7 protein-coding genes and 1 pseudogene are annotated in these 26,248 nt (G+C 73.0%); 3 read left to right on the forward strand and 5 right to left on the reverse strand.

The window, feature by feature from the left end; translation table 11 throughout:
• The first annotated feature begins 26 nt into the window (after nucleotides 1–26).
• The 3 genes from WMF36_RS13720 to WMF36_RS13730 all read left to right on the forward strand — a co-directional run bounded on the left by WMF36_RS13720 (nucleotide 27) and on the right by WMF36_RS13730 (nucleotide 2,659).
• The gene (locus WMF36_RS13720) at nucleotides 27–413 is read left to right on the forward strand and encodes a helix-turn-helix domain-containing protein (protein WP_437580039.1); all 387 of its coding nucleotides are present in this window, start codon (nucleotides 27–29) and stop codon (nucleotides 411–413) included.
• Nucleotides 410–994: an IS630 family transposase gene (locus tag WMF36_RS13725; protein WP_437580040.1), complete on the forward strand. Its 585-nt coding sequence runs from the start codon at nucleotides 410–412 to the stop codon at nucleotides 992–994. The genes WMF36_RS13720 and WMF36_RS13725 overlap by 4 nt, the downstream gene beginning before the upstream one ends.
• Before the next feature lie 906 nt (nucleotides 995–1,900).
• The gene (locus WMF36_RS13730) at nucleotides 1,901–2,659 is read left to right on the forward strand and encodes an RNA polymerase sigma factor (protein WP_437580041.1); all 759 of its coding nucleotides are present in this window, start codon (nucleotides 1,901–1,903) and stop codon (nucleotides 2,657–2,659) included.
• A gap of 85 nt (nucleotides 2,660–2,744) precedes the next feature.
• On the opposite strand, the gene WMF36_RS13735 is transcribed toward WMF36_RS13730, so the two are convergent.
• From WMF36_RS13735 to WMF36_RS13755, 5 genes and pseudogenes are all read right to left on the reverse strand, one after another.
• Nucleotides 2,745–4,115: a cytochrome P450 gene (locus tag WMF36_RS13735; RefSeq protein WP_437580042.1), complete on the reverse strand. Its 1,371-nt coding sequence runs from the start codon at nucleotides 4,113–4,115 to the stop codon at nucleotides 2,745–2,747.
• Nucleotides 4,116–4,227: 112 nt separating this feature from the next.
• Nucleotides 4,228–5,019, reverse strand: coding sequence for a class I SAM-dependent methyltransferase (locus WMF36_RS13740; protein WP_437580043.1), 792 nt, complete (start codon nucleotides 5,017–5,019; stop codon nucleotides 4,228–4,230).
• 79 nt (nucleotides 5,020–5,098) lie between these two features.
• Entirely contained in the window at nucleotides 5,099–6,418 is a 1,320-nt protein-coding gene (locus WMF36_RS13745) for a thioesterase domain-containing protein (RefSeq protein ID WP_437581909.1), read from the reverse strand.
• Between the two features lie 42 nt (nucleotides 6,419–6,460).
• A pseudogene (locus tag WMF36_RS13750) lies at nucleotides 6,461–15,820 on the reverse strand (type I polyketide synthase); the annotation flags it as partial.
• Nucleotides 15,807–26,219 carry a type I polyketide synthase gene (locus WMF36_RS13755; RefSeq protein ID WP_437581910.1) on the reverse strand — a complete coding sequence of 3,471 codons (10,413 nt, stop codon included), beginning with the start codon at nucleotides 26,217–26,219 and terminating at the stop codon, nucleotides 15,807–15,809. The pseudogene WMF36_RS13750 and the gene WMF36_RS13755, both read right to left, overlap by 14 nt.
• Nucleotides 26,220–26,248: the final 29 nt, after the last annotated feature.

The following is a 26,248-nucleotide window of genomic DNA, read 5'->3' on the forward strand; positions in this document are numbered from 1 at the left end:
ATCCCCGTGGCGGGAGGGCAGCAAGGATGCGACCCTGCGGACTCGACCTTCGAGAGCGCATCGTCAAGGCGTACGAGAATGGGGAAGGATCGGTACGCGACCTGGCTGAGCAGTTCGAAGTCGCACCGAAAACCGTGCAGTCCTATCTCACGCTCTACCGGACGACCGGCAGCGTTGCGCCGCGCCCTCGCGCGAACGGGCCGCGGCCGAAGATCAACGGGCAAGCCCTGGATGACCTGAGATCGCTCGTGGCGACGTCCTCCGACGCGACCCTGGACGATTTGGCTGACCTGCTCGCGCGCCGTGATCACATCGTAGCCAGCCGCCATACCGTCGGCCGGGCGTTACGGCGGCTGAACATCACCCGGAAAAAAAAGCGCTCCACGCAGCCGAGCGCGACACGGAAGATGTGACAGCGGCTCGCCAGGCCTTCGCAAAGAAGCTCGCTCGGCTCGATCCACAAGAGCTGGTTTTTATTGACGAATTTGGGACCAATCTGGGCATGACGCGGAGGCACGCATGGGCGCCCCGGGGAATCCGTGCCCACGGCGCGGTGCCGATCAACACCGACCCTATGATCACGCTCACGATCGGGCTGGCCCTCGATGGTGTCGTCGCTCCCTTCGCGTTCGAGGGCACCATGGACGGCGTAGCCTTCCGCGCGTACGTCGAGGGACAGCTCGTACCGGCGCTGAGGCCAGGCCAAGTCGTCATCGCGGACAACCTCGGGGCGCACCGCGCGCGGGGTGTTCGCGAAGCGATCGAAGGCGCTGGCGCGAAGCTGATGTACCTGCCGCCCTACTCCCCGGACTTTTCTCCGGTCGAGAATTGTGGTTCCAAGATCAAAGAGTCGATCCGAACGGATGCACCGCGATCGCCCTCAGCCGTCTACAAGTCGATGGGACATGCGATCGGCGCGATCACTCCGGCGGACGCTCGCGGCTGGTTCAACCACTGCGGGTACTGTGTCCCTCGGACCTGCTCCCCGCTCTAGTCCATGCTCTGCAGCCCGGTCATGCAAGGGAAACCGCCGCCTGCTCCTCGTCGGCCCCACCGCGTCTCGCGCCGTCGCTCGCCAACCCGGCGAGACAGGCCTCGCACGCGGTGCGGGGCGGTGAGCGAAAGGGGGACATCTCCCGTGACGCCCACCTCGGGCGTGAGCTGCCGAGCGATCCGACCGGTGGCAGCCACGTCGAGCGCCTCCGCGGTCCCCACCGTCTCTCTTTACGAGGAGCGGGGACGACAGCGGCCGCTCCCCGGCGCTCGTGAGCACGACACATCCCACCTGGCACACCGGTCGGCCGACCTCGTCGGCGCCGCGCCTCCATCCACCGGAGCTGCCAGAGACCCGCGGCGTTGCCGGCGACCAGGCGCTCCGATGCAATCGCCAGGCCTCCACCGCGACGATACCTCAATGGATGTATCGACTCTCAAAGACGAAACGTCATAGAAATAGACTGCATGCCAAGGCCACGGCGATTCCGGTGCGCGCCTGGCGCACTCCGAGCTCGATCCGGCCGACACAGACCCACACTTTTTTGTGAGCTCCAGGACGATCCTGCTTGTGAACTAGAACGCTCGTGGTAAGGTGAATCCTAGTTCGGATTGTTGTGTTTTGTGAAGTTAAAGGCAATGAGTACAGTCGCGCTATGCAGTGGCGGAGCATTGGTGATGGCACCCCTCACGCATCGACTACGTGAGTCCTGTTGAGCGCGAGCTGAAGTTGCCCCTAACCGGGTTTGCGCGATAATCCGACTGCCCACCCAACCAGGTGGAGGCGATCATGACAAACATTCAAGGGCAACCCGGGACTAATCGGGTTTGCGCGATAATCCGACTGCCCACCCAACCAGGTGGAGACGATCATGACAAACATTCAAGGGCAACCCGGGAATTTGCGATGAATGCAGATCGTGACTCGAACGAGGGGGAAATTTCAGTCTTAGAACGCCGAACAAAATCGGACCGGGCCCACCAAGGAGACGCGAGCTGGCCAAGGCGCGAGGACGAAAGCGGGCTGATGCCCGCGGAGGCCCGAGCAACGCCGGCCGGCGAAGCGGATCTGCCGGCCGGCGACGAGCGAGGGCGCGAAAAATCCGCAATGGATCGGTACGTCAGCGGCCAGGTCGCCGCTTTTCGCGAGCTCTATAGAGAGCTCGCCCCTCGCCTCTTTCGCTATATTTTGCGGCGGACGCGCGACGCGGCGCTCGCCGAGGATCTTCTCCAGCAGACGATGTTGCAGATCCACGCGACGCGGCACCGCTTCGTCGCCGGGAGCGACGTCTCGCCGTGGGCATACTCGCTCGCACGGCGCGTCGTCATCGATCACTCCCGTAAGAAGGCCGAGTCCCTCGTGGACCCGAGCTCATTCGACGATGTCGCGTCGACGGCGCAGTCGACCGACGAGTTCCTCGACGCTTCACGGCGCTCGCGGGCGCTCGAATATGCCCTCGCGATGCTCCCCGACACCCAGCGCGTCATCGTCACGTTGATCAAAGACGACGACTCGTCCACTCGCGGTATCGCCGAGGTGCTCGGCATAAGCGTGAACGCCGCGAAGCTCCGCCGCCACCGCGCGTGCCTCGCGCTCCGCGCCGCGATCTCGGCCAAGCACGGCGTCGAGGTGGCCCCGTTGGACGAGAGCCTCCTCGACGCGTAGTCCTGAACGGCTTCACGACGGCGGCCGCCCCGCCGAGCCGTGGGTGCGGCGCTGCGGGAGTCGATCCGCGGCCGCGGCGTCGTGGTCAGGCGGCGATGGGCTTCGTCGCACGCGGGTTCTTCTTTCGGATGACAACGGGGAGCCCGCCGCTCGGCGAGAGCGTCACGCCGCGGCGGACGATCTTGATGTCGTCCGTCGCGAGATCCATCGAGAGGCGCGAGAACGCCGTCGCGAGGACCATCTTCATCTCGTAAATCGAGAACGCGGCGCCGATGCACTTTCTCAGGCCGCCGCCGAACGGAATGAACTCCCACGGCTTCGGGTTGAACGTGGCGTAGCGGTCCGGGTCGAAGCGCGCCGGATCCGGATAGAGCGACGGGCGGTGGTGCAGGAGCTGGACGCACGGCGCGACCATGACGCCCGCCGGGAGCTCGCGGCCCTGGAGCGTGAGCGGTTGCTTGAGGACGCGCGCGACGACCGGCCCGATCGGCTGAAGGCGCAACGCTTCCTTCACGACGCGATCGAGGAGCTCGCTCTTCGCGATTTTCACGGGATCGTCCGCCACTTCAGCGGCTTCCTCGGCGACGCGCCGCGTGAGCGCAGCGTCGCGGAGCAGCCACCGCAGCGCCCAGCAGAGCGCCGTCGCCGTCGTCTCGTGGCCGGCGACGAGGAGCGTCATGAGCTGGCCGTGGATCTCGTCCTCGGTCAAGAGCTCGCCGTTCTCGTCCTTCGCGTCGATGATCATCGCGAGCACGTCGGTGCGGCCCGCCGTGCCCTTCTCGCGCGCGCGGCGGATCTCGTGGATCATGATCTCTTTTCCACGGGCCGAGCGGCGCTTGAACTTGCCCCACGGGCTCCACGGCCCGAGGTCCCTGCGAAAGAGCTTGAAGTGCATCGCCGGCGCTGCGGCGGCGTCGATGACCTGCGGATAGAGCTCCTCGAGCTCGGCGAGGAGCGGCCCATCGATCATGCCGATGACCGTGCGGAGGATCACCTGGAGCGTGATCGCCTGCATCGGCGCGTGGACCGCGAACGGGCTGCCGACGGGCCACGCGTCGATCGACGCGTGCGCGGCGTCGATCATCGCTTGACCGTAGGCCTGCACGCGCTCGCCATGGAAGGCGGGCATCATCATCTTCCGCTGTCGCATGTGAGCCTCCCCGTCGAGCACGAGGAGCGAGTGCTCGCCGAGGAACGGCTTCAGGATGTTGTTGGCCTCGCCCGCGTGGCCGGCGTTCGAGTCGAGGGCGAACACCTCCTTGACGGCCTCGGGGTGCTGGACGACGACGACGGGCCATTGCGTCGGGAGCTTCAGCGTGAACATCTCGCCGTAGCGCGCCCCGCACGCTTCGAGGAACGGCACCGGGTTCTTGAGCCACTGCAACGTCTGCAGTGCCATCGGCGACCGGGGCCCCGGGGGCAAGAGCTTCCGCTGGGATTCCGAGATGGAGATCATGTGTGCTTTCTCCGCTCCGCGCAGCCGTGAGGCGAAGGAGATCGCCCGACGCTGAGGTCCTATATCGAGTCCGGTGTTCGTTGGTGTCGGTCGATCGAGCAGCGCCGCGCGCTCACTTGCGCGCGGCGACCAAGACGCACTCCTGGATGTTGACGAGCCGGCTCACGATGAAGGACGCCCAGAAGCGCTCCGCGGCCGCGAACGCCTGGCTTTCGTTCGCCTGCGGTTCGGCCCCGGGGGGCCGCCCGCGGAAGAAGTTGAACGCCCCCGCGACCGCCGCGGACAGGGCGTAAATCTGCTGGCGGGTCGAGACGTCGATCGCGACCGAGTCGGGCGAGAAGCCCGCGGCGATGTACGCGCCGCGGTACTCGTCGACGGAGCTCACCTGGTTTTCCAGCGGAAAGACCTCGGGATCCAGGCCGTGGCCCGTCCGGAACAGGACGTCGGACATCACGAGGACGCCGTTCGGCCGCAGCACCCTGTGCGCTTCGGCGAGGAACCGCGCGCGGCTCTGGAAGTGGAACGCCGACTCGACGCAGAGGATCGCGTCGAACGATTCGCTCGGGAGATCGGGCTGCGCCGCGTCCATCACGCGGAGATCGCAGGTGACGCCTCGGTCGCGCGCGATCCGAACCTGGTCGGGGTCGATGTTGATTCCGACGACGTTCTCCGCGCCGTAGCGCTCTTCGAGCCGCTTCGTTGAGACGCCCTTTCCGAACGCGACGTCGAGGACTCTCCCTCGCTCGGGGAACTTCGCGAGCAGCGTGTCGACGAGGTGGTGGCACGCCTCGGCGGGGCTCTTCGTGGCGCTCGTCCAGAGGCCGTAGTTCACGTAACCGCCCGCGAATTTCTCGTACGCGGGATCGTTCATGGCGATGCTGTAGGCTTCCTGGATTTTGTTCATCTGGACTCTCCGGATCGTGGGGCGGTGATGGGGCGGATGGGACGGCGATGAGGGTGCGTGTGAAGCGCCTCGTGGTTCGCTACGCGGGGCGCGAGAGGAGCCACTCGTGGACGGCGCGCGCCGTGCTCTCGGCGTGCGTCACGAGCATCGTCGAGTGGCTCCCGGAGACCTCGACGACGGTCTCGGGGGCGCGCCAGTGCGGCGGCCACACGTCCGTCGCCGACAGCGTCGCGGGGCGCACGAGGAGGATCGGCGCGGCGATCTGCGCGGGCGTCTCGGCCAGCGGGAGCTTCACATAGTGGCCGAGGGCGCTCATCTCCACGTCGTCGCGGGCAGGGACCGGGAAGTCGACCCACTCGCGCCAGATCTGGTGCCTGAGCTCCCGCGGGATGCTCTGATCCACGTAGTCAAGGAGCACGAGCGCGCGCGGGGAGACGCCTTTGCTCTCGAGGTGGCTCGCCGTCGCGTACGCGAGCCACCCGCCCGACGAGTACGCGACGATCGCGAACGGCGAGCCCGCCGTGCATCGGGCGATGGCCGCGGCCTGGTGCTCGATCAGCGCCGACATGTCGGGCGCGAGGTGCTCGCCGCGCGCGTAGCCGGGCGGCGGGAGGAGCCATACGTCGCGCTCGCCGCGGAGCGCCGCCGCGAAGCGCGTGTAGACCGAGACCGGCGGATAGAACGACGGGAGGCACACGAGGCCTGGCCCGAGCGGGCCGCGCGCGAGGCGCGGTGCCTCGAGGACCTTCGGGGCGGTGCGCGCCGCGCGCTCGTGGCGGTAGCGGATCTCTCCGGCGGCGAACAGCAGGCTGTGCGCGAGGTCGGACTCGTCCGCGTGGATCGCCTGCTTGAAGAGGCCGAAGAGCGCGGTGTCGCGGCGTTCGTCCGCGTCGCCCGAGGGCTCCGCCGCGGACGCGTCGCGCGTGTCGTCCTGCTCGAGCCGCGCGAGGAGCGCGCGCGTCACGGCGTCGAGCGTCGTGTGGTCGACGAGGAACGCGGCAGCCAGGCGCAGGCCCGTGGCCGCGGCGAGCTTGGCGCGGAGCTCGACGGCCATGAGCGAGTCGAGGCCGAGCTCGAGGAACGGGCGGTGCGCCTCGATGGCGCTCGCGGCCGTGTGGCCGAGGACGCTCGCGATCTCGGCGCGCACGACGTCGGCGAGCGCGCGCCCGCGTTCGGCCGGCGGCAGTGCGCGGAGGCGCGGGCCCTGGGGCGTCTCTCGCTCGGCGCGCGGGGAGACGAGCTTGCGGAAGAGCGCGGGGACGTCGCGCGGCGTGTCCGCGTCGAGCGCGGCGAGGTCGAACGGCGCCGGCACGAGCGCGGCGTCGGTGCGTCCGAGGGCGAGGTCGAAGAGCGCGAGGCCTTCGTCGGTCGCGAGCGCGCGGAGGCCACCACGCGCCATGCGGCGGAGGTCGGCCCCGGTGAGGTGCCCCGTCAGGCCGGAGGCCTGCGCCCAGTACCCCCAGTCGAGGGCGACTGCTGCGAGGCCGTGCGCGCTGCGGTGGTGCGCGAGCGCGTCGAGGAAGCTGTTGGCTGCGGCGTAGTTTCCTTGCCCCGGGGCGCCAACGACGCCCGCGACCGACGAGAACATGACGAACGCCGTGAGGTCGAGCGCGCGCGTGAGGTCGTGCAAGTGGAGCGCGGCGTCGACCTTCGCGCGCAGGACGGCGTGGAGGCGCTCGGCGGTCAGCGACGTGAGGAGGCCGTCGTCGAGGACGCCCGCGGCATGGACGACCGCCGTGAGCGGGTGCTCGCGGTCGATGGAGGCGACGAGGCGCGCGAGCGCGTCGCGGTCGGCGGCGTCGCACGCGGCGATCGTCACCGAGGCGCCGGCGGCCTCGAGGTCGCGCTGCAACGCCGCGGAGCCGTCGGCCGCCGAGCCGCGTCGCGATGTGAGCACGAGGTGCCGCACGCCGTGGCGCTCGACGAGGTGGCGCGCGACCGCGCCGCCGAGCGTCCCGGTGCCGCCCGTGACGAGGACCGTGCCGCCTTCGCGCAGCGGGCGCGTCGCGCGCGCCGTGTCTTGCTGCGCCACCCGCGCGAGGCGCGGCGCGAGGCAGCGCCCGTCGCGGAGCGCGAGCGCGGGCTCGAGCGAGGTGCGCGCGGTCGCGATGGCGCCCGCGAGCGCGCGGCGCGACGCGTCGGTGCCGTCGACGTCGAGGAGGAGGATGGCGCGGTCGGGGTGCTCGGCCTGCGCCGAGCGCACGAGCCCCGAGAGCGCCGCGTGCGCGAGGTCCTCGACGTCCTCGCCGGGGCGCGTCGCGACCGCGCGCCGCGTGACCGCGACGAGGGCGCACGACGCGAGGCGCTCGTCGGCGAGCCATGCCTTGAGGAGCGCGAGCGCGCGTGCCGTGGCGTCATGCACGGCGGAGGCCGCGGTCACGGAGGAAACGTGCATGGTTTCCCTGGTTTCATCCGGCGAGACGAGCGAAACGACGGCGACGTCGGGCGGCGTCGTGCCGCCCGCGACCGCGTCGGTCATCGCCGCGAGGTCGCCGTGGGCGACCGCGGCCTCGGCGGCGCCTGCATCGAAGAGCGTCGCTGGATCGCCGCCGACGAACGCGACGCGGCCGAGCGCCTCGGCGCGGGACGGGACGGGAAGCTCCGCCCAGTCGACGCGGAAGAGCGCGTCGTGCGCGGGCTTCGCGCCGTCGCGATCGCGCGCCGAGGCGCGGGGGCCGAGGGCGTCGGGCCAGAAGCGGTCGCGCTGGAAGGCGTAGGTGGGAAGGGGGACGCGGCGAGGCGCGAGGGGGGCGAAAAAGGCGCGCCAGTCGAGGGGGAGCCCGCGGGTGTAGAGAGCGCCGAGGGCGGCGGCGAAGGCGTCGTCGTCGGGGCGCTCGGCGCGCAGGGCGGGGACGAAGGCGGCGTCCTCGGCGGCCGGCCGGTCGCTCTGGAGCGCGGCGCTCCCGAGGGCCGACAGGACGCCGTGGGGACCGAGCTCGAGGAAGGTGCAAACTCCGTCAGAGCGGAGAGCTTCCAGGCCGTCAGCGAAGCGAACGGCGCCACGGACGTGGCGGACCCAGTAGTCGGGGGAGCAGAGGTCGCGTTCTTCGGCGAGAGCGCCGGTGACGTTGGAGAGGATGGGGATGCGCGGCGGGTGGAAGGTGAGCCCCTCGGCGACGCGCCGGAAGGCGTCGAGCATCGGGTCGAGGTGGTGCGAGTGAAACGCGTGGCTGACGCGGAGGCGCGAGGTCTTTCGCCCGCGCGCCTGGAACGAGGCGGCCACGGCGAGCACGGCGTCCTCGTCGCCGGAGACGACCACGGAGGCGGAGCCGTTGACGGCGGCGATGGTTACGCCCGTCGGGTGCGCCGAGAGGACGTCGAGGACCTCGCGCTCGCTCGCGTGCAGGGCGACCATGGCGGCGTCGCGCCGCGGCAAGGCGTGCATGAGGCGCGCGCGCGCGGCCACGAGGGTGCAGGCGTCTTCGAGGGACAGGACGCCGGCGACGTGGGCCGCCACGAGCTCGCCGATGGAGTGCCCGAGGAGGGCGTCTGGGACGAGGCCGCAGGCTTCGACGAGGCGGAAGAGCGCGACCTCGAGGGCGAAGAGGGCGGGCTGGGTGAAGAGCGTGTCGTCGAGGAGAGGGGCGAGCTCGGAGCCGCCGGGCGCGAAGAGCACGTCGCGCAGAGGGCGCTCGAGGTGCCGATCGAGATGGGTGCAGACCGCATCGAGCGCGTCGCGGAACGCGGGGAACGCCTCGTACAGGCCGCGTCCCATCGCGGGTCGCTGGCTGCCCTGGCCGGTGAAGAGGAACGCGAGCTTGGTGGAGGCTCTTCGCGCGACGGAGGCCGGCGCGCCGGTCGCGCGCGCGTAGGCGTCGAGGGCGGGGAGGAGCGCGTCGCGGCTGCGCGCGACGAAGGCGGCGCGGTGGTCGAAGTGCGCGCGCGTGGTGGCGAGCGAGGCGGCGACGTCGACGAGCGAGACGCCTGGGTCGCCGGCGAGGTGGGCCTGGAGGCGAGCGGCTTGCGCCCGGAGGGCGTCCTCGCTCTTTGCCGAGAGGAGCACGGGCAGCGCCTGATCGCGCGCGCTCCGCGCGGGGCTCGTGTCGTCGCCGTCGGGCCGCGGCCCTTCTTCGACGATGACGTGCGCGTTGGTGCCGGAGAGCCCGAAGGACGAGACCGCGGCGCGTCGCGGCCGTCCGTTCTTCGTCCACGGCACGGCGTCGACGAGGAGGCGCACGGCGCCCTCGGCCCAATCGACGTGCGGTGACGGCGCGTCCGCGTGAAGGGTCCTGGGCAGGAGGCCGTTTCGCAGGGCGAGGACGGTCTTGATGATCCCGCCGACGCCGGCGGCGGCCTGGGTGTGTCCGAGGTTGGACTTGAGGCTGCCGAGCCAGAGAGGTCGCTCGGCAGGGCGGGCGAGCCCGTAGGTGGCGAGCAGGGCGTTCGCTTCGATGGGATCGCCGAGGGGGGTGCCGGTGCCGTGGGCTTCGACGGCGTCGATGTCGTGCGCCTCGAGGCGTGCGGCGGCGAGCGCCTGGCGGATCACGCGCTCCTGCGCGGGCCCGTTGGGGGCGGTGAGGCCCTGGCTCTTGCCGTCCTGGTTGACGGCGGAGCCTCGGACCACCGCGAGGATCGGGTGTCCGTTTCGCTGGGCGTCGGAGAGGCGCTCGACGAGGAGCATGCCGGCGCCTTCGGACCAGCCGGCGCCGTTGGCGTCGGCGGAGAAGGACTTGCAGCGACCGTCCGGCGCTCCCGCTCCCAGGAAGGCGAGCCCGTCGAACGCGCCGCGCGACGCCATGACGGTGACGCCGCCGGCCAGGGCGAGGGTGCACTCGCCGCTTCGCAAGGCCTGGCAGGCGAGGTGGAGCGCGACGAGCGACGAGCTGCACGCGGTGTCGACCGAGAGCGCGGGGCCTTGCAAGCCGAGCGTGTAGGCGATCCGCCCGGACGCGATGCTCGCCGAGCTGCAGAGGCCGACGTAGCCTTCGCGGTCGTCCCCCGCGAGGACGCGCGCGGAGTAATTGTTGTACATTGCACCGACGAAGACGCCGGTCGGCGTGCCCTGGAGCGACGCCGGATCGATCGCCGCGCGCTCGATCGCCTCCCACGCGACCTCGAGCAAGATCCGCTGCTGCGGGTCCATGTCGAGCGCCTCGCGCGGGCTGATCGAGAAGAAGCCCGGATCGAACCTGTCGGCGTCGAGGAGGAAGCCGCCTTCGCGCGCGGGGCTCGCCGCGGAGGAAGCGATCGGGGCGCGCGCGTCGAGGTCCCAGCCGCGGTTCGTGGGAAAGCCCGAGATCGCGTCGCGTCCGGCTTCGAGGAGCTGCCAGAGATCTTCGGGGGTGCGGACACCGCCGGGGTAGCGGCAGCTCATCGCGACGATCGCGATGGCGTCGTCGTCGCCGCGCGCGGCCGCCGGAGCGGGCGCCGCGGGGAGGGCGGCGTCGTGGCCGAAGAGCGTGCCGGCGAGGAAGCGCGCGAGCGCGGAGGCCGTCGGGTGATCGAAGATCAGCGTCGCGGGGAGGCGCACGCCGGCGAGGGCCGCGAGCCGGTTTCGCAGCTCCATGGCGACGAGCGAGTCGAGCCCGAGCTCCTGGAGCGGGCGGCTCGCGTCGAGCGCGCTCGCGGCGAGGCCGAGCGCGGACGCGACCTCGGCCCGAACGACGTCGAAGAGGGCGCGCTCGCGTTCGGGCGCGGCGAGCCCCGCGAGCCTGTCGGTCAGCGTCGATGCGCGCGCGTCGGGCTTCTCGGAGCGGGCGAGGGCGCGCTTCGCCTCGGGCAAGTCGCGGAGGAGCGGGCGCGGGCGCGCGGACGCGAACGACGGCGCGAAGCGCGCCCAGTCGACGTCCGCGACGGTGATGTTCGTGTCGTCGTGACGGAGCGCGCGAGCGAGCGCGGCGATGGCGCGCGCGGGCGCCATCGGCGCGAGCCCTCGGCGGCGCAGGTGCCGCGCGGTGGCCGCGTCGCTCGCGACCATGCCGCCTCCGGCCCAGGCGCCCCAGGCGATCGAGGTCGCCGTGAGGCCGCGCGCGCGGCGGCTCTCCGCGAGAGCGTCGAGGAACGCGTTCGCCGCGGCGTACGCGCCCTGGCGCGCGCCGCCCCACACTCCCGCGCCTGACGCGAAGAGGACGAACGCATCGAGCGCGCGGTCCCCGAGCAGCTCGTCGAGGTGCCGCGCGCCCTGGACTTTCCCGCGGATCGCGGCTGACAGGTCGCCGACGCCGGTCGCGGCGAGAGGCGCCTCGGGCATCGCACCGCCGGCGTGGAAGACGGCGCGGATCGGCGTCCCGCCTTCGTCGAGCCGCGCTACGAGCGCCGCGAGGGCCGCGCGATCGGCGACGTCACACGCGGTGATCGTGACGCGCGCGCCGAGCGTCGTGAGCTCGGCGACGAGCGCGTCGGCGCCCGGGGCGTCGGGCCCGCGGCGGCTCGTGAGCACGATGGCCTCGGCGCCGCTCTTCGCGAGCCATCGCGCGACGTGCGCGCCGAGGGCGCCCGTGCCGCCGGTGACGAGCGCCGTGCCGCGGGGCGCGAACGCGCGCAGCTCGGCGGCCTCGCTCCGCGGGGCACGGACGAGCCTCCGCGCGTGGAGCCCCGACGGGCGTACGGCGAGCTGATCCTCGTCGTCGCGCGTCGCGAGCGCCGCGAGGACGCGATCGAGCGCGCCCGCCGGATCCAGCGCGCTTTTCCCCAGATCGACGAGCCCGCCCCAGCGCTCCGGGTGCTCGAGCGCGACGACGCGCCCGAGGCCCCACGTCATCGCCTGCGCGGGGCTCGCGATCGGATCGGTCGCGCTGGTCGAGACGGCGCCCTCGGTGAAGAGCCACAGCGGCGCGTCGCCCGCGACGTCGCCGAGCGCTTGCACGAGGGCGAGCGTGACCGCGAGCCCTCGCGGGATCGAGGCGTCCGCGGCGAGCGGCGTCTCGTCGAGGGACGCGAACGAGAGCACGCCGCGAAGAGCCTGGCGGCCGGCGAGCGCGTCGCGCATGCGCGCGCCGAGGCGGTCGCTCGTCACGTCGTCGCTGCCGACGACGAGCTCGATGATCTCCGCGCCGCGCGCCGAGAGCGCGTGACCGACGGCGCGCGCGAGCCGCGGGCCTTCACCGTGCTCGGGCGCGACGACGAGCCACGCCCCGCGGAGATCGCGCGCCGCGGCGAGCTCGGACGGTGCGATGGATCTCCACGCGACGCGGTAGCGCAGGCGATCGACGTCCTCGTCGCCGTGGATCTGCTTTTCGGAGGCGGGCCGCCCGTGCAGGGCCTCGATCGTCGCGACCGGCTCGCCGGCCGCGTCGGCGAGCGTGAGCGCGAGCCCGCGCCTGTCGCGCGTCGCGCCGAAATGCACGCGCAGCGTCGCGGCCCCGCGCCGGGCGAGGGACACGCCAGTCCACGAGAACGGCAGCGTGACGTCGCCCGTGTCGTCGACGCGCTTCCGGAGGAGCGCGTGGAACGCGGCGTCGAGGAGCGCCGGGTGGAGCTCGAAGCGCGCCGCGTCGAGGGCGATCTCGGCGGGGAGCCCGACCTCGGCGAAGACGTCGTCGCCGCGCGTGAAGACGGCGCGCAGGCCTCGGAAGGCGTCCCCGTAAGCGAGGCCCGCGTCGGCGAGGCGCGCGTAGAGCCCGTCGATGGATTGCGGCGCGGCGCCGGGCGGTGGCCACGCGCGGAGGTCGCTCGCGGGGGCGTCGAGGTCGCGGGGCGGCGCGAGGAGCCCGGTGGCGTTCCGCGTCCACGGGGCGTCCTCGTCGGCCTCGGGGCGTGCGTGGATGGCGATCGCGCGGACGCCGCGCGCGTCGGGAGGTGCGACGTGGAGCTGGAGGAGCAGCCCGCCTTCGGAGAGGGCGAGCGGGGCTTCGAGGGTGAGCTCGTCGACGCGCGCGAGTCCGATGTGGCGCGCGGCGGCGATGGCGAGATCGAGGAACGCGGTCGCCGGCAGGATGGGGGCGCCGAAGACGGAGTGGCCTTCGAGCCATGGGTGATCGGTGAGGGAGATGCGCCCCGTGAAGAGAACGGCGTCTTCGCCAGCGACCGGAGTGACGGCGACGAGGAACGGGTGGCCTGCGGGGGCGAGCCCCGCAGAGGCGACGTCGGCGGTGAGGGACGCGGGAGCGTCGAGCCAGAAGCGGTCGCGCTGGAAGGCGTAGGTGGGAAGGGGGACGCGGCGAGGCGCGAGGGGGGCGAAAAAGGCGCGCCAGTCGAGGGGGAGCCCGCGGGTGTAGAGGGCGCCGAGGGCGGCGGCGAAGGCGTCGTCGTCGGGGCGCTCGGCGCGCAGGACGGGGACGAAGGCGGCGTCCTCGGCGGCCGGCCGGTCGCTCTGGAGCGCGGCGCTCCCGAGGGCCGACAGGACGCCGTGAGGACCGAGCTCGAGGAAGGTGCAAACTCCGTCAGAGCGGAGAGCTTCCAGGCCGTCAGCGAAGCGAACGGCGCCACGGACGTGGCGGACCCAGTAGTCGGGGGAGCAGAGGTCGCGTTCTTCGGCGAGAGCGCCGGTGACGTTGGAGAGGATGGGGATGCGCGGCGGGTGGAAGGTGAGCCCCTCGGCGACGCGCCGGAAGGCGTCGAGCATCGGGTCGAGGTGGTGCGAGTGAAACGCGTGGCTGACGCGGAGGCGCGAGGTCTTTCGCCCGCGCGCCTGGAACGAGGCGGCCACGGCGAGCACGGCGTCCTCGTCGCCGGAGACGACCACGGAGGCGGAGCCGTTGACGGCGGCGATGGTTACGCCCGTCGGGTGCGCCGAGAGGACGTCGAGGACCTCGCGCTCGCTCGCGTGCAGGGCGACCATGGCGGCGTCGCGCCGCGGCAAGGCGTGCATGAGGCGCGCGCGCGCGGCCACGAGGGTGCAGGCGTCTTCGAGGGACAGGACGCCGGCGACGTGGGCCGCCACGAGCTCGCCGATGGAGTGCCCGAGGAGGGCGTCTGGGACGAGGCCGCAGGCTTCGACGAGGCGGAAGAGCGCGACCTCGAGGGCGAAGAGGGCGGGCTGGGTGAAGAGCGTGTCGTCGAGGAGAGGGGCGAGCTCGGAGCCGCCGGGCGCGAAGAGCACGTCGCGCAGAGGGCGCTCGAGGTGCCGATCGAGATGGGTGCAGACCGCATCGAGCGCGTCGCGGAACGCGGGGAACGCCTCGTACAGGCCGCGTCCCATCGCGGGTCGCTGGCTGCCCTGGCCGGTGAAGAGGAACGCGAGCTTGGTGGAGGCTCTTCGCGCGACGGAGGCCGGCGCGCCGGTCGCGTGCGCGTAGGCGTCGAGGGCGGGGAGGAGCGCGTCGCGGCTGCGCGCGACGAAGGCGGCGCGGTGGTCGAAGTGCGCGCGCGTGGTGGCGAGCGAGGCGGCGACGTCGACGAGCGAGACGCCTGGGTCGCCGGCGAGGTGGGCCTGGAGGCGAGCGGCTTGCGCCCGGAGGGCGTCCTCGCTCTTTGCCGAGAGGAGCACGGGCAGCGCCTGATCGCGCGCGCTCCGCGCGGGGCTCGTGTCGTCGCCGCGCGGTCCTTCTTCGACGATGACGTGCGCGTTGGTGCCGGAGAGCCCGAAGGACGAGACCGCGGCGCGTCGCGGCCGTCCGTTCTTCGTCCACGGCACGGCGTCGACGAGGAGGCGCACGGCGCCCTCGGCCCAATCGACGTGCGGTGACGGCGCGTCCGCGTGAAGGGTCCTGGGCAGGAGGCCGTTTCGCAGGGCGAGGACGGTCTTGATGATCCCGCCGACGCCGGCGGCGGCCTGGGTGTGTCCGAGGTTGGACTTGAGGCTGCCGAGCCAGAGAGGTCGCTCGGCAGGGCGGGCGAGCCCGTAGGTGGCGAGCAGGGCGTTCGCTTCGATGGGATCGCCGAGGGGGGTGCCGGTGCCGTGGGCTTCGACGGCGTCGATGTCGTGCGCCTCGAGGCGTGCGGCGGCGAGCGCCTGGCGGATCACGCGCTCCTGCGCGGGCCCGTTGGGGGCGGTGAGGCCCTGGCTCTTGCCGTCCTGGTTGACGGCGGAGCCTCGGACCACCGCGAGGATCGGGTGTCCGTTTCGCTGGGCGTCGGAGAGGCGCTCGAGCAGGAGCATGCCGGCGCCCTCGGACCAGCCGGCGCCGTTGGCGTCGGCGGAGAAGGACTTGCAGCGGCCGTCGGGAGAGCCGGCGAAGGAGAGCGCGTCGAAGGCCTCGCGCGTCGCCATGACGGTGACGCCGCCGGCCAGGGCGAGGGCGCACTCGCCGCTTCGCAACGCCTGGCACGCGAGATGAACCGCGACGAGCGACGAGCTGCACGCCGTGTCGACGGTCACGGTGGGCCCGTGAAAGCCGAAGGTGTACGCGATCCTGCCCGACGCGACGCTCGCGGAGCTCGCGAAGCTCACGTACCCCTCGACGTCCGCGTCGGGCTCGAAGAGGCGCGTCGCGTAGTTGTTGTACATGACGCCGACGAAGACGCCGGTCTGCGAGCCCTGGAGCGACGCGGGGTCGATCTCCGCCCGCTCGATCGCCTCCCACGTCGTCTCGAGCAAGAGCCGCTGCTGCGGATCCATCTCGAGCGAATCCCGCGGGCTTATCCCGAAGAACGCGGCATCGAAGGCGCCTGCGTCCGCGAGGAAGCCGCCTTCGCGCGCGCGGGCTCGCCCGCCGCTGGCGTCGCGATCCACGCGCGGCTCGACGTTCCAGCCGCGGTCCTCGGGGAAGCCGGAGACGGCGTCGCGTCCACCTTCGAGCAGCTGCCAGAGATCCTCGGGCGAGCGCACGCCGCCGGGGAAGCGGCAGCTCATCGCGACGATCGCGATCGGCTCGCGCGACGCGCGAACGAGCTCCCTGTTGCGCTGTTTGAGGCGCTCGACGTCGGTCAACGACGCGCGCAGAGCCTCAACGAGCTCCTGGTTCGAGCTATTCATCGAAATCCTCGCCGCTGCCGCCCGAGACGCGAGGCGCCTTCGCCTTGTCGAGGGCCATCCGGACCAAGTCGTTCACATCCATCGACGCGATCGCGTCGATCGCCGTCGCCGTGGCTTCGGGCTTCGTCTCTGCGTCCGCGGAGGCCGCGTCGCGCGGGCGGGCGATGCGCATGAGCGCGCTCACCAGCCCGGCCTCGCGGAGCCGGTCGAGCGGGATCGACGCGATCGCGTCGCGGAGCTCGGCGTCGCTCGCGGGCGCGGGGGAGCCGGCGCCCGGGAGATCGATCATCTTCGAGAGCACGTGATCGGTGAGGGCGCCGACCGTGGGGTGATCGAAGAGGAGCGTCGCGCCCAGCCTGAGCCCCGTGGCGGCGGCGAGCCTGTTTCTGAGCTCGATGGCCATGAGGGAGTCGAGGCCGAGCTCCTGGAGAGGCCGTCTGGGATCGATGTCGAGGTGAGAGGTGACGCCGAGGACGGTTGCGACGTCGGCGCGCACGACGTCGAGGAGCATCCGCTGGCGCTCCTGGGGAGCGAGGGAGGCGAGGCGGAGCTTGAGCGCGGAGGCGTCGCGGGCGGCGCTGGCGCGCTGCGCGCGAGCGCGGGTGCCGGTGACGAGGCCTCGGAGGATCGGGGCGAGTGCGTCGCCGCTCTTTCGGAGCGCGTCGGCGTCGAACGCTGCGGGGACGAGGCACGGCGCGTCGTGGGCGAGCGCGAGGTCGAAGAGCGCGAGCGCTTCTTCGGAGGCGAGGGGCTTGAGCCCACCGCGCGCGATGCGACGGAGGTCGGCGTGTTCGAGGTGCTTTGTGAGCTCGGAGGTCTGCGCCCAGTAGCCCCAGTCGAGCGCCACGGCAGGCAGACCGCCCGCGGCCCGGCGGTGGGCGAGCGCGTCGAGGAAGGCGTTGGCGGCGGCGTAGTTGGACTGTGCGGGGCTCCCGAGGACGCCGGACAGCGACGAGAACAGGACGAAGGCGCGGAGCGGGCAGTCGCGCGTGAGCTCGTGCAGGTTGACGGCGGCGTCGACCTTGGCCCGCAGGACGGCGCTGAGGCGCGCGGGCGTCATCGACGAGAGCACGCCGTCGTCGAGTGTGCCTGCGGCGTGCACGACGGCGGTGAGGGGCCTGTCGGGCGAGATGGCGAGGAGGACACCCTGGAGGGCGGCGGGATCGGCAGCGTCTGCGGCGGCGAGGACGACCGAGGCGCCGCGGGCTTCGAGCTCGGCGGCGAGCTCGGCTGCGCCGGGAGCATCCAGGCCGCGGCGGGAGAGCAGGAGGAGGTGCTTGACGCCGTGGCGGTCGACGAGGCGACGCGCGACGAGAGCGCCGAGGGTGCCGGTGCCTCCGGTGACGAGGACGGTGCCTTGGGGGTCGAGCGCGCGCGCCGTGGCGCCCGGGTTGGTGGCCCCGTTGGTGGTCGCAGGGGTGGGTGAGACGACGCGGGCGAGGCGCGGAGCGAGGCGGCGTCCGTCGCGGAGGGCGAGCTGCGGATCCGCGTCGTCGAGCGCGCTTGCGACGGCGTTGGGGAGGGCACGTCGCGAGGCGTCGGAGCCGTCGAGGTCGACGAGCACGATGGCGCGGTCGCGGTTTTCTGCCTGCGCCGAGCGGACGAGCCCCCACAGAGGAGCGGAGGCGAGATCGACGACATCCTCGCCGGCGCGCGTTGCGACCGCGCGCTGGGTGAGGAGGACGAGCGTCGACGAGGCGAAGCGCTCGTCGGCGAGCCAGGTGTTGAGCAAGGCGAGCGCGCGTGCGGCGGCGGAGTGTACCGAGGAAACGAGCTGGGTATCGCTGGTGTCGGAGAGGCCGAGCGCGGTCGAGAGAGAGAGGGCGACGGTGTCTGGGCACGGCGCGCCGCGGTCGAGGGCATCGCGCAAGGCGTCGACGTCGGCGTAGGCGTCGACGGGGAAGCTGTCGGTCGCGATGCCGAGGGAGTCCTCTCCGAGGAGAGCCCACCTGCCGCGGGGGGAGCGCGTGGCGGAGGGCTGCTCGGGCCAGCTGAGGGCGTACAGATTGCGGGCGGAGAGCTCGGGCAGGAACTTGTCGGCGGGGGCTCTACGGAAGGCGAGGCCGTCGATCGTGGCGACGGGGGTGCCCTCGCGCGACGCGCCTTCACTCGACGCGCCCTCACGTGACCAGAGCGTGATGTCGCCGCCGTAGCCATCGGCGTTGCGCGTGCCGTCGTCGCGGAGCACGAAGTCGGCCCAGCAGGGCGTCTCGGCGCGTCCGTACCAGACGAGGCGCTCGACCGAGAAAGGCAGCGGCGGGGCCTTGCTCGCGGTGCCTTCGGCCTCGCGCGCGCGCGCGGCCTCCTCCGGCGGGCTTGTCGCGCTCACGACGGCGAACGCGTTGTCCATGAGCCCGCCGGGGAGCGGCGCGTCGTCGGTCGGGACGCCGGCGGGTGCCTCGAGGTAGCCGAGCCCCGTGCGCGCGCGCACGTGGGTCGCGTGGCGCAGCCAGCGCCACTGCGGGCCCCAGCCGATCTGGAACGACTCGAACGACTCCATCAGGTGCCCGACGACTCCCGGGTCGCCGCTCCGCGACAGCGCCTCGGGTGGCACGCGCCGCGCGAGCGCGCTCGGGGCAACCGGGGCGAGCGACGCCGTCGCGTGCGTCGTCCACACGTCGTCCGCGCGCGTCGAGAGCGTCGCCGTGAAGCCCCCGCCCTCGCCCCGCGACGGCGTGAGGTGGACGTGGACGGCGACGATGTCCGATGCATGCTGGAAGCTGAGCGCTCGGACGAATTCGACGTCGCGCAGCTCGAGGGGGCTATCGGGCCAGTGCGACTCGGCGACCGCGAGGAAGATCGCCAGGTAGAACGCGCCCGGGACGACGATGCGCCCGTAGACGGAGTGATCTGCGAGGTAAGGCTGAGCGCCGGGACCGATGTCGAGGGTGTGGACAGCGGAGCCGTCGGGGAGATCGAGCCGCGTGCCGGCGAGCGGATAGCGGCCGGCGCTGTCGGCGGCGGCGACGCGCGAGGTCTTCGCCCTGGGCATGTCGAGCCAGAAGCGCTCGCGCTGGAAGGCGTACGTGGGGAGGGCGACGCGGCGTGGGTTGAAGGGGGCGAAGAAGGCGTCCCAGTCGACGTGGTGGCCGCGGGTGTGGAGCGCGCCGAGCGCCGCGGTGAGGGTGTCGACGTCATCGCGGCCGCTGCGGAGGGCGGGGAGGAAGGCGACCGCGTCGCTCGCGAGGGCCTCGTGCCCGAGCGCGGAGAGGACGGCGTGGGGCCCGAGCTCGAGGAAGGTGGAGACTCCGTCGGCGCGGAGAGTTTCCAGTCCGTCGGCGAAGCGGACGGTGCTGCGTACGTGGCGCACCCAGTAGTCGGGGGAGCAGAGCTCGTCGTTGGACGCGCGCGCGCCGGTGACGTTGGAGACGATCGGGATGCGCGGAGCGTGGAACGTGAGCCCCTCGGCGACGCGCCGGAACGCATCGAGCATCGGGTCGAGGTGGTGCGAATGGAACGCGTGGCTGACGCGGAGGCGCGAGGTCTTTCGGCCGAGGGCCTCGAAGCGGCCGGCCACGGCGAGGACGGCTTCCTCGTCGCCGGAGACGACGACGGAGGCGGGGCCATTGACCGCGGCGATGGCTACGCGCGTGGGGTGCGCGGCGAGGACGTCGAGGACCTCGCGTTCGCTGGCGTGGATGGCGACCATGGCGGCGTCGCGCCGCGGCAAGGCATGCATGAGGCGCGCGCGCGCGCCGACGAGGGTGCAGGCGTCTTCGAGGGACAGGACGCCGGCCACGTGGGCCGCGACGAGCTCGCCGATGGAGTGGCCGAGGAGGACGTGGGGGGAGACTCCCCAGGCTTCCACGAGGCGGAAGAGCGCGACCTCGAGGGCGAAGAGGGAGGTCTGCGTGTAGAGGGTCTCGTCGAGGAGGGCGGCGAGGTCGGAGCCGCGCGGCGCAAAGAGCACGTCCCGGAGGGGGTGATCGAGATCCCGATCGAGGTAGCTGCACGCCGCGTCGAAGGCGTCGCGGAAGACAGAAAACGCGCCGTGGAGGCCGCGCCCCATCGCCGCGCGCTGCCCGCCTTGACCCGTGAAGAGGAGCGCGAGGTTGCCGCCCGTGCTCCGCGAGACGGTGGTGCCCGAAGGCGAACGGCCTTCGGCGAGCCCGGCGAGGGCTTCTTCGAGGGCGCCGAGGTCGCGCGCGACGATCGCCGCCCGGTGCTCGAAGTGCGAGCGCGTCGTGGCGAGCGACGCCGCGACGTCGACGAGCGCGTCGCCTGCGCGCCCTGTGAAGTGCGCGCGGAGGCGCTCGGCTTGCGCGCGAAGGGCTGCCTCGGTCCTTGCCGAGAGGAGGACCGGTACGGGCCCTCCGTCGCGCGGCGCGACGCCGTCCGCTCCCGCCGCGGTCGCGCAGGGCTTGGCCGCGCGCGCGGGCGGCGCCTCTTCGACGATGACGTGGGCGTTCGTGCCCGAGAGGCCGAACGAGGAAACTCCGGCGCGCCTCGGAGTCTCCTCGTCGCGGCGAGCCCACGGCTCCGCCGCGTCGACGACGCGGACGGCGAGCGCGTCCCAGTCGACGTGCGGGTTGCGCGGGCGCGCGTGGATCGTCGCCGGCAGCGCGCCATGCTCGAGCGCCGTCACGATCTTGGCGACGCCGGCGAGCCCGGAAGCGGCTTCGAGGTGGCCGATGTTGGTCTTCACCGCGCCGAGCAGCAGCGGGCGCTCGGGGGCGCGCCCCTCGCCGTAGACCGCGGCGAGGGCCTGGACCTCGATGGGATCGCCGAGCGACGTGCCGGTGCCGTGGCACTCGACGACGTCGACCTCGGCGGGGGCCAGGCGCGCGTCGTCGAGGGCGGCGCGGAGGACCTTCTGCTGCGAGGTGCCGTTGGGCGCGGTGATGCCGCTCGACGCCCCGTCGTGGTTGACGGCGCTCCCGCGCACCACCGCGAGGACCCGGTGGCCCCTCGCCTCCGCGTCGCGGAGGCGCTCGAGGGCGAGGACGACGACACCCTCGCCGCGCCCGTAGCCGTCGGCGTTCGCCGAGAACGTCTTCGACCGCCCGTCGGCCGCGAGCGCGCGCGTGCGGGACAGGAGGATGAACACGTCGGGCGAGGCCGTCACTTGCGCCCCGCCGGCGAGCGCGAGGTCGCACTCCCCGCGCCTCAGCGACTGGCACGCGAGGTGGAGCGCGACGAGCGACGACGAGCACGCGGTGTCGATCGCGAGCGCCGGCCCCTGGAGCCCCAGCGTGAACGCGAGGCGCCCCGCGGCGAAAGAGAACGCGGTGCCCATCGCGGCGTACGCCTCGGCGTCGCTCGGCGTGCCTTGCAAAAAGGCGTAGTCGCTCGCGCCCGCGCCGACGAAGACGCCGGTGCTCGTGTCCTTGAGCGACGCGGGGACGATCCCGGCGTCCTCGAGGGCTTGCCACGCGGTCTCGAGCAAGAGGCGGTGCTGCGGGTCGATCTGCTTCGCCTCGCGCGGGCTGATGCCGAAGAACGCGGCGTCGAACAGATCGACCCCGTCGATCAGCGCCGCGTCGCGGACGTAGCTCTTCCCCTTCGCCTCGGGGTCGGGATCGTAAATCGCGTCGGCGTCCCAGCGCTCCTTCGGGATCGGGCCGACCGCGTCGCGGCCCTCCTCGAGCAGGCGGAAAAGCGCGTCCGTGTCGCCGACGCCACCGGGCAGACGAAGACCGAGGCCGACGATCGCGATCGGCTCGTCGCTCGGAGAAGGCGCGCGCGCGGCCGCGACCGCGCGAACGTCGTCGCGGCCCGCGCCGTCGAGCGGGAGCGTGAGCGCGTCGCAGAGGTGCGCCGCGAGATCGTGCGGGCACGGGTGGTCGAACGTGACCGTCGCCGCCAGCGTGACGCCGGTCGCGCGCTGGAGGCGCACGCGCAAGTCGACGGCCATGAGCGAGTCGAGGCCCGAGTCGAAGAAGCCGCGCCGAGGCTCGACGCGCGAGACGTCGGTGTGCCCGAGGACGAGCGCCGTCTCCTTCACGACGAACGCAACGAGGTGCCGGAGGCGGTCTCCCGCCGCGAGAGGCCGCAGCGTCGCGAGGAGCTCGGGCTCGCCGTCGCGGCCTTGCGCCGTCTCCGGCCGGGCGTCGAGCGCGCGCTTCGCCTCGCTCAGATCGTGGAGCAGCGGCCGCGAGCGCGCGGACGCGAGCGACGGCGCGAAGCGCGCCCAGTCGACGTCGGCGATCGTGACGTTCGTGTCGTCGTGATCGAGCGCGCGCGCAAGCGCGGCGATCGCGAGCTCCGGGGCCATCGGCGGGAGGCCTCGGCGGCGGAGGTGCTCCTCGGCGGCGGGGTCTTCGGCGAGCATTCCGCCGCCCGCCCACGCGCCCCACGCGATCGACGTCGCCGTGAGGCCGCGCGCGCGGCGGCTCTCTGCGAGCGCGTCGAGGAACGCGTTCGCCGCGGCGTATGCCCCTTGGTGCCCGCCGCCCCAGACGCCTGCGCCGGACGCGAAGAGCACGAACGCGTCGAGGACGCGATCTCCGGTGAGCTCGTCGAGGTTTCGCGCGCCCGCGGCCTTGCCCGCGATGGCGAGGGTGAGATCGTCGAGCGACGTCGCGTCGAGGGGCGTGCCCTGCGCGACGCCGCCGGCGTGCACGACCGCGCGCACCGGCGAGCCTTGCGCCTCGAGATCGCGGAGCAGGGCGCCGAGCGCGTCGCGATCGGCGACGTCGCACGCCGCGATCGTGACACGCGCGCCGAGCGCCGTGAGCTCGGCCTGGAGCGCCTCGGCGCCGGGCGCGCCTGTTCCGCGCCGGCTCGTGAGCACGAGGTGCTCGGCCCCGCTCTTCGCGAGCCACCGCGCGACGTGCGCTCCGAGCGCGCCCGTCCCGCCCGTGACGAGCACGGTCCCCGAGGGGGCGAACGCGCGAGCCGGCGCGGCGTCGCCGATCTTCGCGCGGACGAGCCTCCGTGCGTAGAGACCCGCCGCGCGAAGGGCGAGCTGGTCCTCGCCGTCGCGCGTGGCGAGCGCTGCGACGAGGCGCTCGAGCGCCCTCGCGTCGAGCGTGGCGGCGGGATCGCCGGCCGCGAGGTCGATCGCGCCGCCCCATCGCGCGGGGTGCTCGAGCGCGACGACGCGCCCGAGGCCCCACGACATCGCCTGGACGGGGCTCGCGATCGGGTCGGAGCGACCGATCGACACGGCCCCCCGCGTGACGAGCCACAGCGGCGCGTCGATCGCGAGATCGCCGAGCGCTTGGACGAGCGCCAGCGTTGCGCCGAGCCCCGCCGGGACCGCCGGGTGCGCGGCGAGCGGGCGTTCGTCGAGCGCCGTCAGCGCGAGCACGCCGCGGATCGCGCGCGTGTCGGCGGACGCGGCACGCACGCGCGCGGCGAGCTCTTCGCGATCGACGCCCTCGCCGTCGACGGCGATCTCGACGACGGCGGCGCCTCGCGCGGAGAGGGCGCGCGCGAGCGCTCGCGCGACGTCGCCAGCGGCGTCGGGGATCACGACGAGCCACGTGCCTTCGATGCTGGCGCCAGGCGCGATCGTGCACGGCCGCCACACGACGCGGTAGCGCCACGCGTCGAGCGTGGTCTGCGCGCGCCGCTCGCGGCGCCACGCCGCGAGCGTCGGGACCAGCGTGGCCCACGCTGCGCGATGATCCGCGTCGTCGACACGAAGCTCGGCGGAGAGCGCGTCGACGTCGCCGCGATCGATCGCCTGCCAGAGTGCCGTCTCCTCGGCCGCGCGGGGCTCGGTGGGCTGCGCGCTCGCCGCCTCGAGCCAGAAGCGGTCGCGCTGGAAGGCGTAGGTGGGAAGGGGGACGCGGCGAGGCGCGAGGGGGGCGAAAAAGGCGCGCCAGTCGAGGGGGAGCCCGCGGGTGTGGAGGGCGCCGAGGGCGGCGGCGAAGGCGTCGTCGTCGGGGCGCTCGGCGCGCAGGGCGGGGACGAAGGCGGCGTCCTCGGCGGCCGGCCGGTCGCTCTGGAGTGCGACGCTCCCGAGGGCCGACAGGACGCCGTGAGGACCGAGCTCGAGGAAGGTGCAAACTCCGTCAGCGCGGAGAGCCTCCAGGCCGTCAGCGAAGCGAACGGCGCCACGGACGTGGCGGACCCAGTAGTCGGGGGAGCAGAGGTCGCGTTCTTCGGCGAGAGCGCCGGTGACGTTGGAGAGGATGGGGATGCGCGGCGGGTGGAAGGTGAGCCCCTCGGCGACGCGCCGGAAGGCGTCGAGCATCGGGTCGAGGTGGTGCGAGTGAAACGCGTGGCTGACGCGGAGGCGCGAGGTCTTTCGCCCGCGCGCCTGGAACGAGGCGGCCACGGCGAGCACGGCGTCCTCGTCGCCGGAGACGACCACGGAGGCGGAGCCGTTGACGGCGGCAATCGATACGCCCGTCGGGTGCGCCGAGAGGACGTCGAGGACCTCGCGCTCGCTTGCGTGCAGGGCGACCATGGCGGCGTCGCGCCGCGGCAAGGCGTGCATGAGGCGCGCGCGCGCGGCCACGAGGGTGCAGGCGTCTTCGAGGGACAGGACGCCGGCGACGTGGGCCGCCACGAGCTCGCCGATGGAGTGCCCGAGGAGGGCGTCTGGGACGAGGCCGCAGGCTTCGACGAGGCGGAAGAGCGCGACCTCGAGGGCGAAGAGGGCGGGCTGGGTGAAGAGCGTGTCGTCGAGGAGAGGGGCGAGCTCGGAGCCGCCGGGCGCGAAGAGCACGTCGCGCAGAGGGCGCTCGAGGTGCCGATCGAGATGGGTGCAGACCGCATCGAGCGCGTCGCGGAACGCGGGGAACGCCTCGTACAGGCCGCGTCCCATCGCGGGTCGCTGGCTGCCCTGGCCGGTGAAGAGGAACGCGAGCTTGGTGGAGGCTCTTCGCGCGACGGAGGCCGGCGCGCCGGTCGCGTGCGCGTAGGCGTCGAGGGCGGGGAGGAGCGCGTCGCGGCTGCGCGCGACGAAGGCGGCGCGGTGGTCGAAGTGCGCGCGCGTGGTGGCGAGCGAGGCGGCGACGTCGACGAGCGAGACGCCTGGGTCGCCGGCGAGGTGGGCCTGGAGGCGAGCGGCTTGCGCCCGGAGGGCGTCCTCGCTCTTTGCCGAGAGGAGCACGGGCAGCGCCTGATCGCGCGCGCTCCGCGCGGGGCTCGTGTCGTCGCCGCGCGGTCCTTCTTCGACGATGACGTGCGCGTTGGTGCCGGAGAGCCCGAAGGACGAGACCGCGGCGCGTCGCGGCCGTCCGTTCTTCGTCCACGGCACGGCGTCGACGAGGAGGCGCACGGCGCCCTCGGCCCAATCGACGTGCGGTGACGGCGCGTCCGCGTGAAGGGTCCTGGGCAGGAGGCCGTTTCGCAGGGCGAGGACGGTCTTGATGATCCCGCCGACGCCGGCGGCGGCCTGGGTGTGTCCGAGGTTGGACTTGAGGCTGCCGAGCCAGAGAGGTCGCTCGGCAGGGCGGGCGAGCCCGTAGGTGGCGAGCAGGGCGTTCGCTTCGATGGGATCGCCGAGGGGGGTGCCGGTGCCGTGGGCTTCGACGGCGTCGATGTCGTGCGCCTCGAGGCGTGCGGCGGCGAGCGCCTGGCGGATCACGCGCTCCTGCGCGGGCCCGTTGGGGGCGGTGAGGCCCTGGCTCTTGCCGTCCTGATTGACGGCGGAGCCTCGGACCACCGCGAGGATCGGGTGTCCGTTTCGCTGGGCGTCGGAGAGGCGCTCGAGCAGGAGCATGCCGGCGCCCTCGGACCAGCCGGCGCCGTTGGCGTCGGCGGAGAAGGACTTGCAGCGGCCGTCGGGAGAGCCGGCGAAGGAGAGCGCGTCGAAGGCCTCGCGCGTCGCCATGACGGTGACGCCGCCGGCCAGGGCGAGGGCGCACTCGCCGCTTCGCAACGCCTGGCACGCGAGATGAACGGCGACGAGCGACGAGCTGCACGCCGTGTCGACGGTCACGGTGGGCCCGTGAAAGCCGAAGGTGTACGCGATCCTGCCCGACGCGACGCTCGCGGAGCTCGCGAGGCTCACGTACCCCGACGCGTCGCCGTCGCCGCCAAGGTGATGGCTCGCGTAGTTGTTGTACATGACGCCGACGAAGACGCCGGTCTGCGAGCCCTGGAGCGATGCGGGGTCGATCTCCGCCCGCTCGATCGCCTCCCACGTCGTCTCGAGCAAGAGCCGCTGCTGCGGATCCATCTCGAGCGCCTCGCGCGGGCTCACCCCGAAGAACGCCGCGTCGAAGAGCTCCGCGCCTTCGAGGAAGCCCCCTTCGAGCGCGGGCGTCTTCCCCGTCACGTCGGCGCGCGGGTCGACACGCGGCTCGACGCTCCATCCGCGGTCCTCGGGGAAGCCGGAGACGGCGTCGCGTCCACCTTCGAGCAGCTGCCAGAGATCCTCGGGCGAGCGCACGCCGCCGGGGAAGCGGCAGCTCATCGCGACGATCGCGATCGGCTCGTGCGCCTTGCTCTCGGCCGCGTGCAGACGCGTCTGGCTCCGCTGAAGGTCGAGCGTGAGTTGCTTCAGGTAGTCGCGAAGCTTCGCTTCGGTGCCAG

The sequence above is a fragment of the Sorangium sp. So ce887 genome (assembly GCF_051521455.1).
In the GTDB taxonomy this organism is placed as follows: domain Bacteria; phylum Myxococcota_A; class Polyangia; order Polyangiales; family Polyangiaceae; genus Sorangium.

Excerpts from the sequence above, each read along its gene's own strand:
- WMF36_RS13720 (WP_437580039.1), top strand. The coding sequence starts at position 27 with ATGCGACCCTGCGGACTCGACCTTCGAGAGCGCATCGTCAAGGCGTAC.
- WMF36_RS13730 (WP_437580041.1), top strand. The coding sequence starts at position 1,901 with ATGAATGCAGATCGTGACTCGAACGAGGGGGAAATTTCAGTCTTAGAA.
- WMF36_RS13735 (WP_437580042.1), bottom strand. The coding sequence starts at position 4,115 with ATGATCTCCATCTCGGAATCCCAGCGGAAGCTCTTGCCCCCGGGGCCC.
- WMF36_RS13740 (WP_437580043.1), bottom strand. The coding sequence starts at position 5,019 with ATGAACAAAATCCAGGAAGCCTACAGCATCGCCATGAACGATCCCGCG.
- WMF36_RS13745 (WP_437581909.1), bottom strand. The coding sequence starts at position 6,418 with ATGGCGCGTGGTGGCCTCCGCGCGCTCGCGACCGACGAAGGCCTCGCG.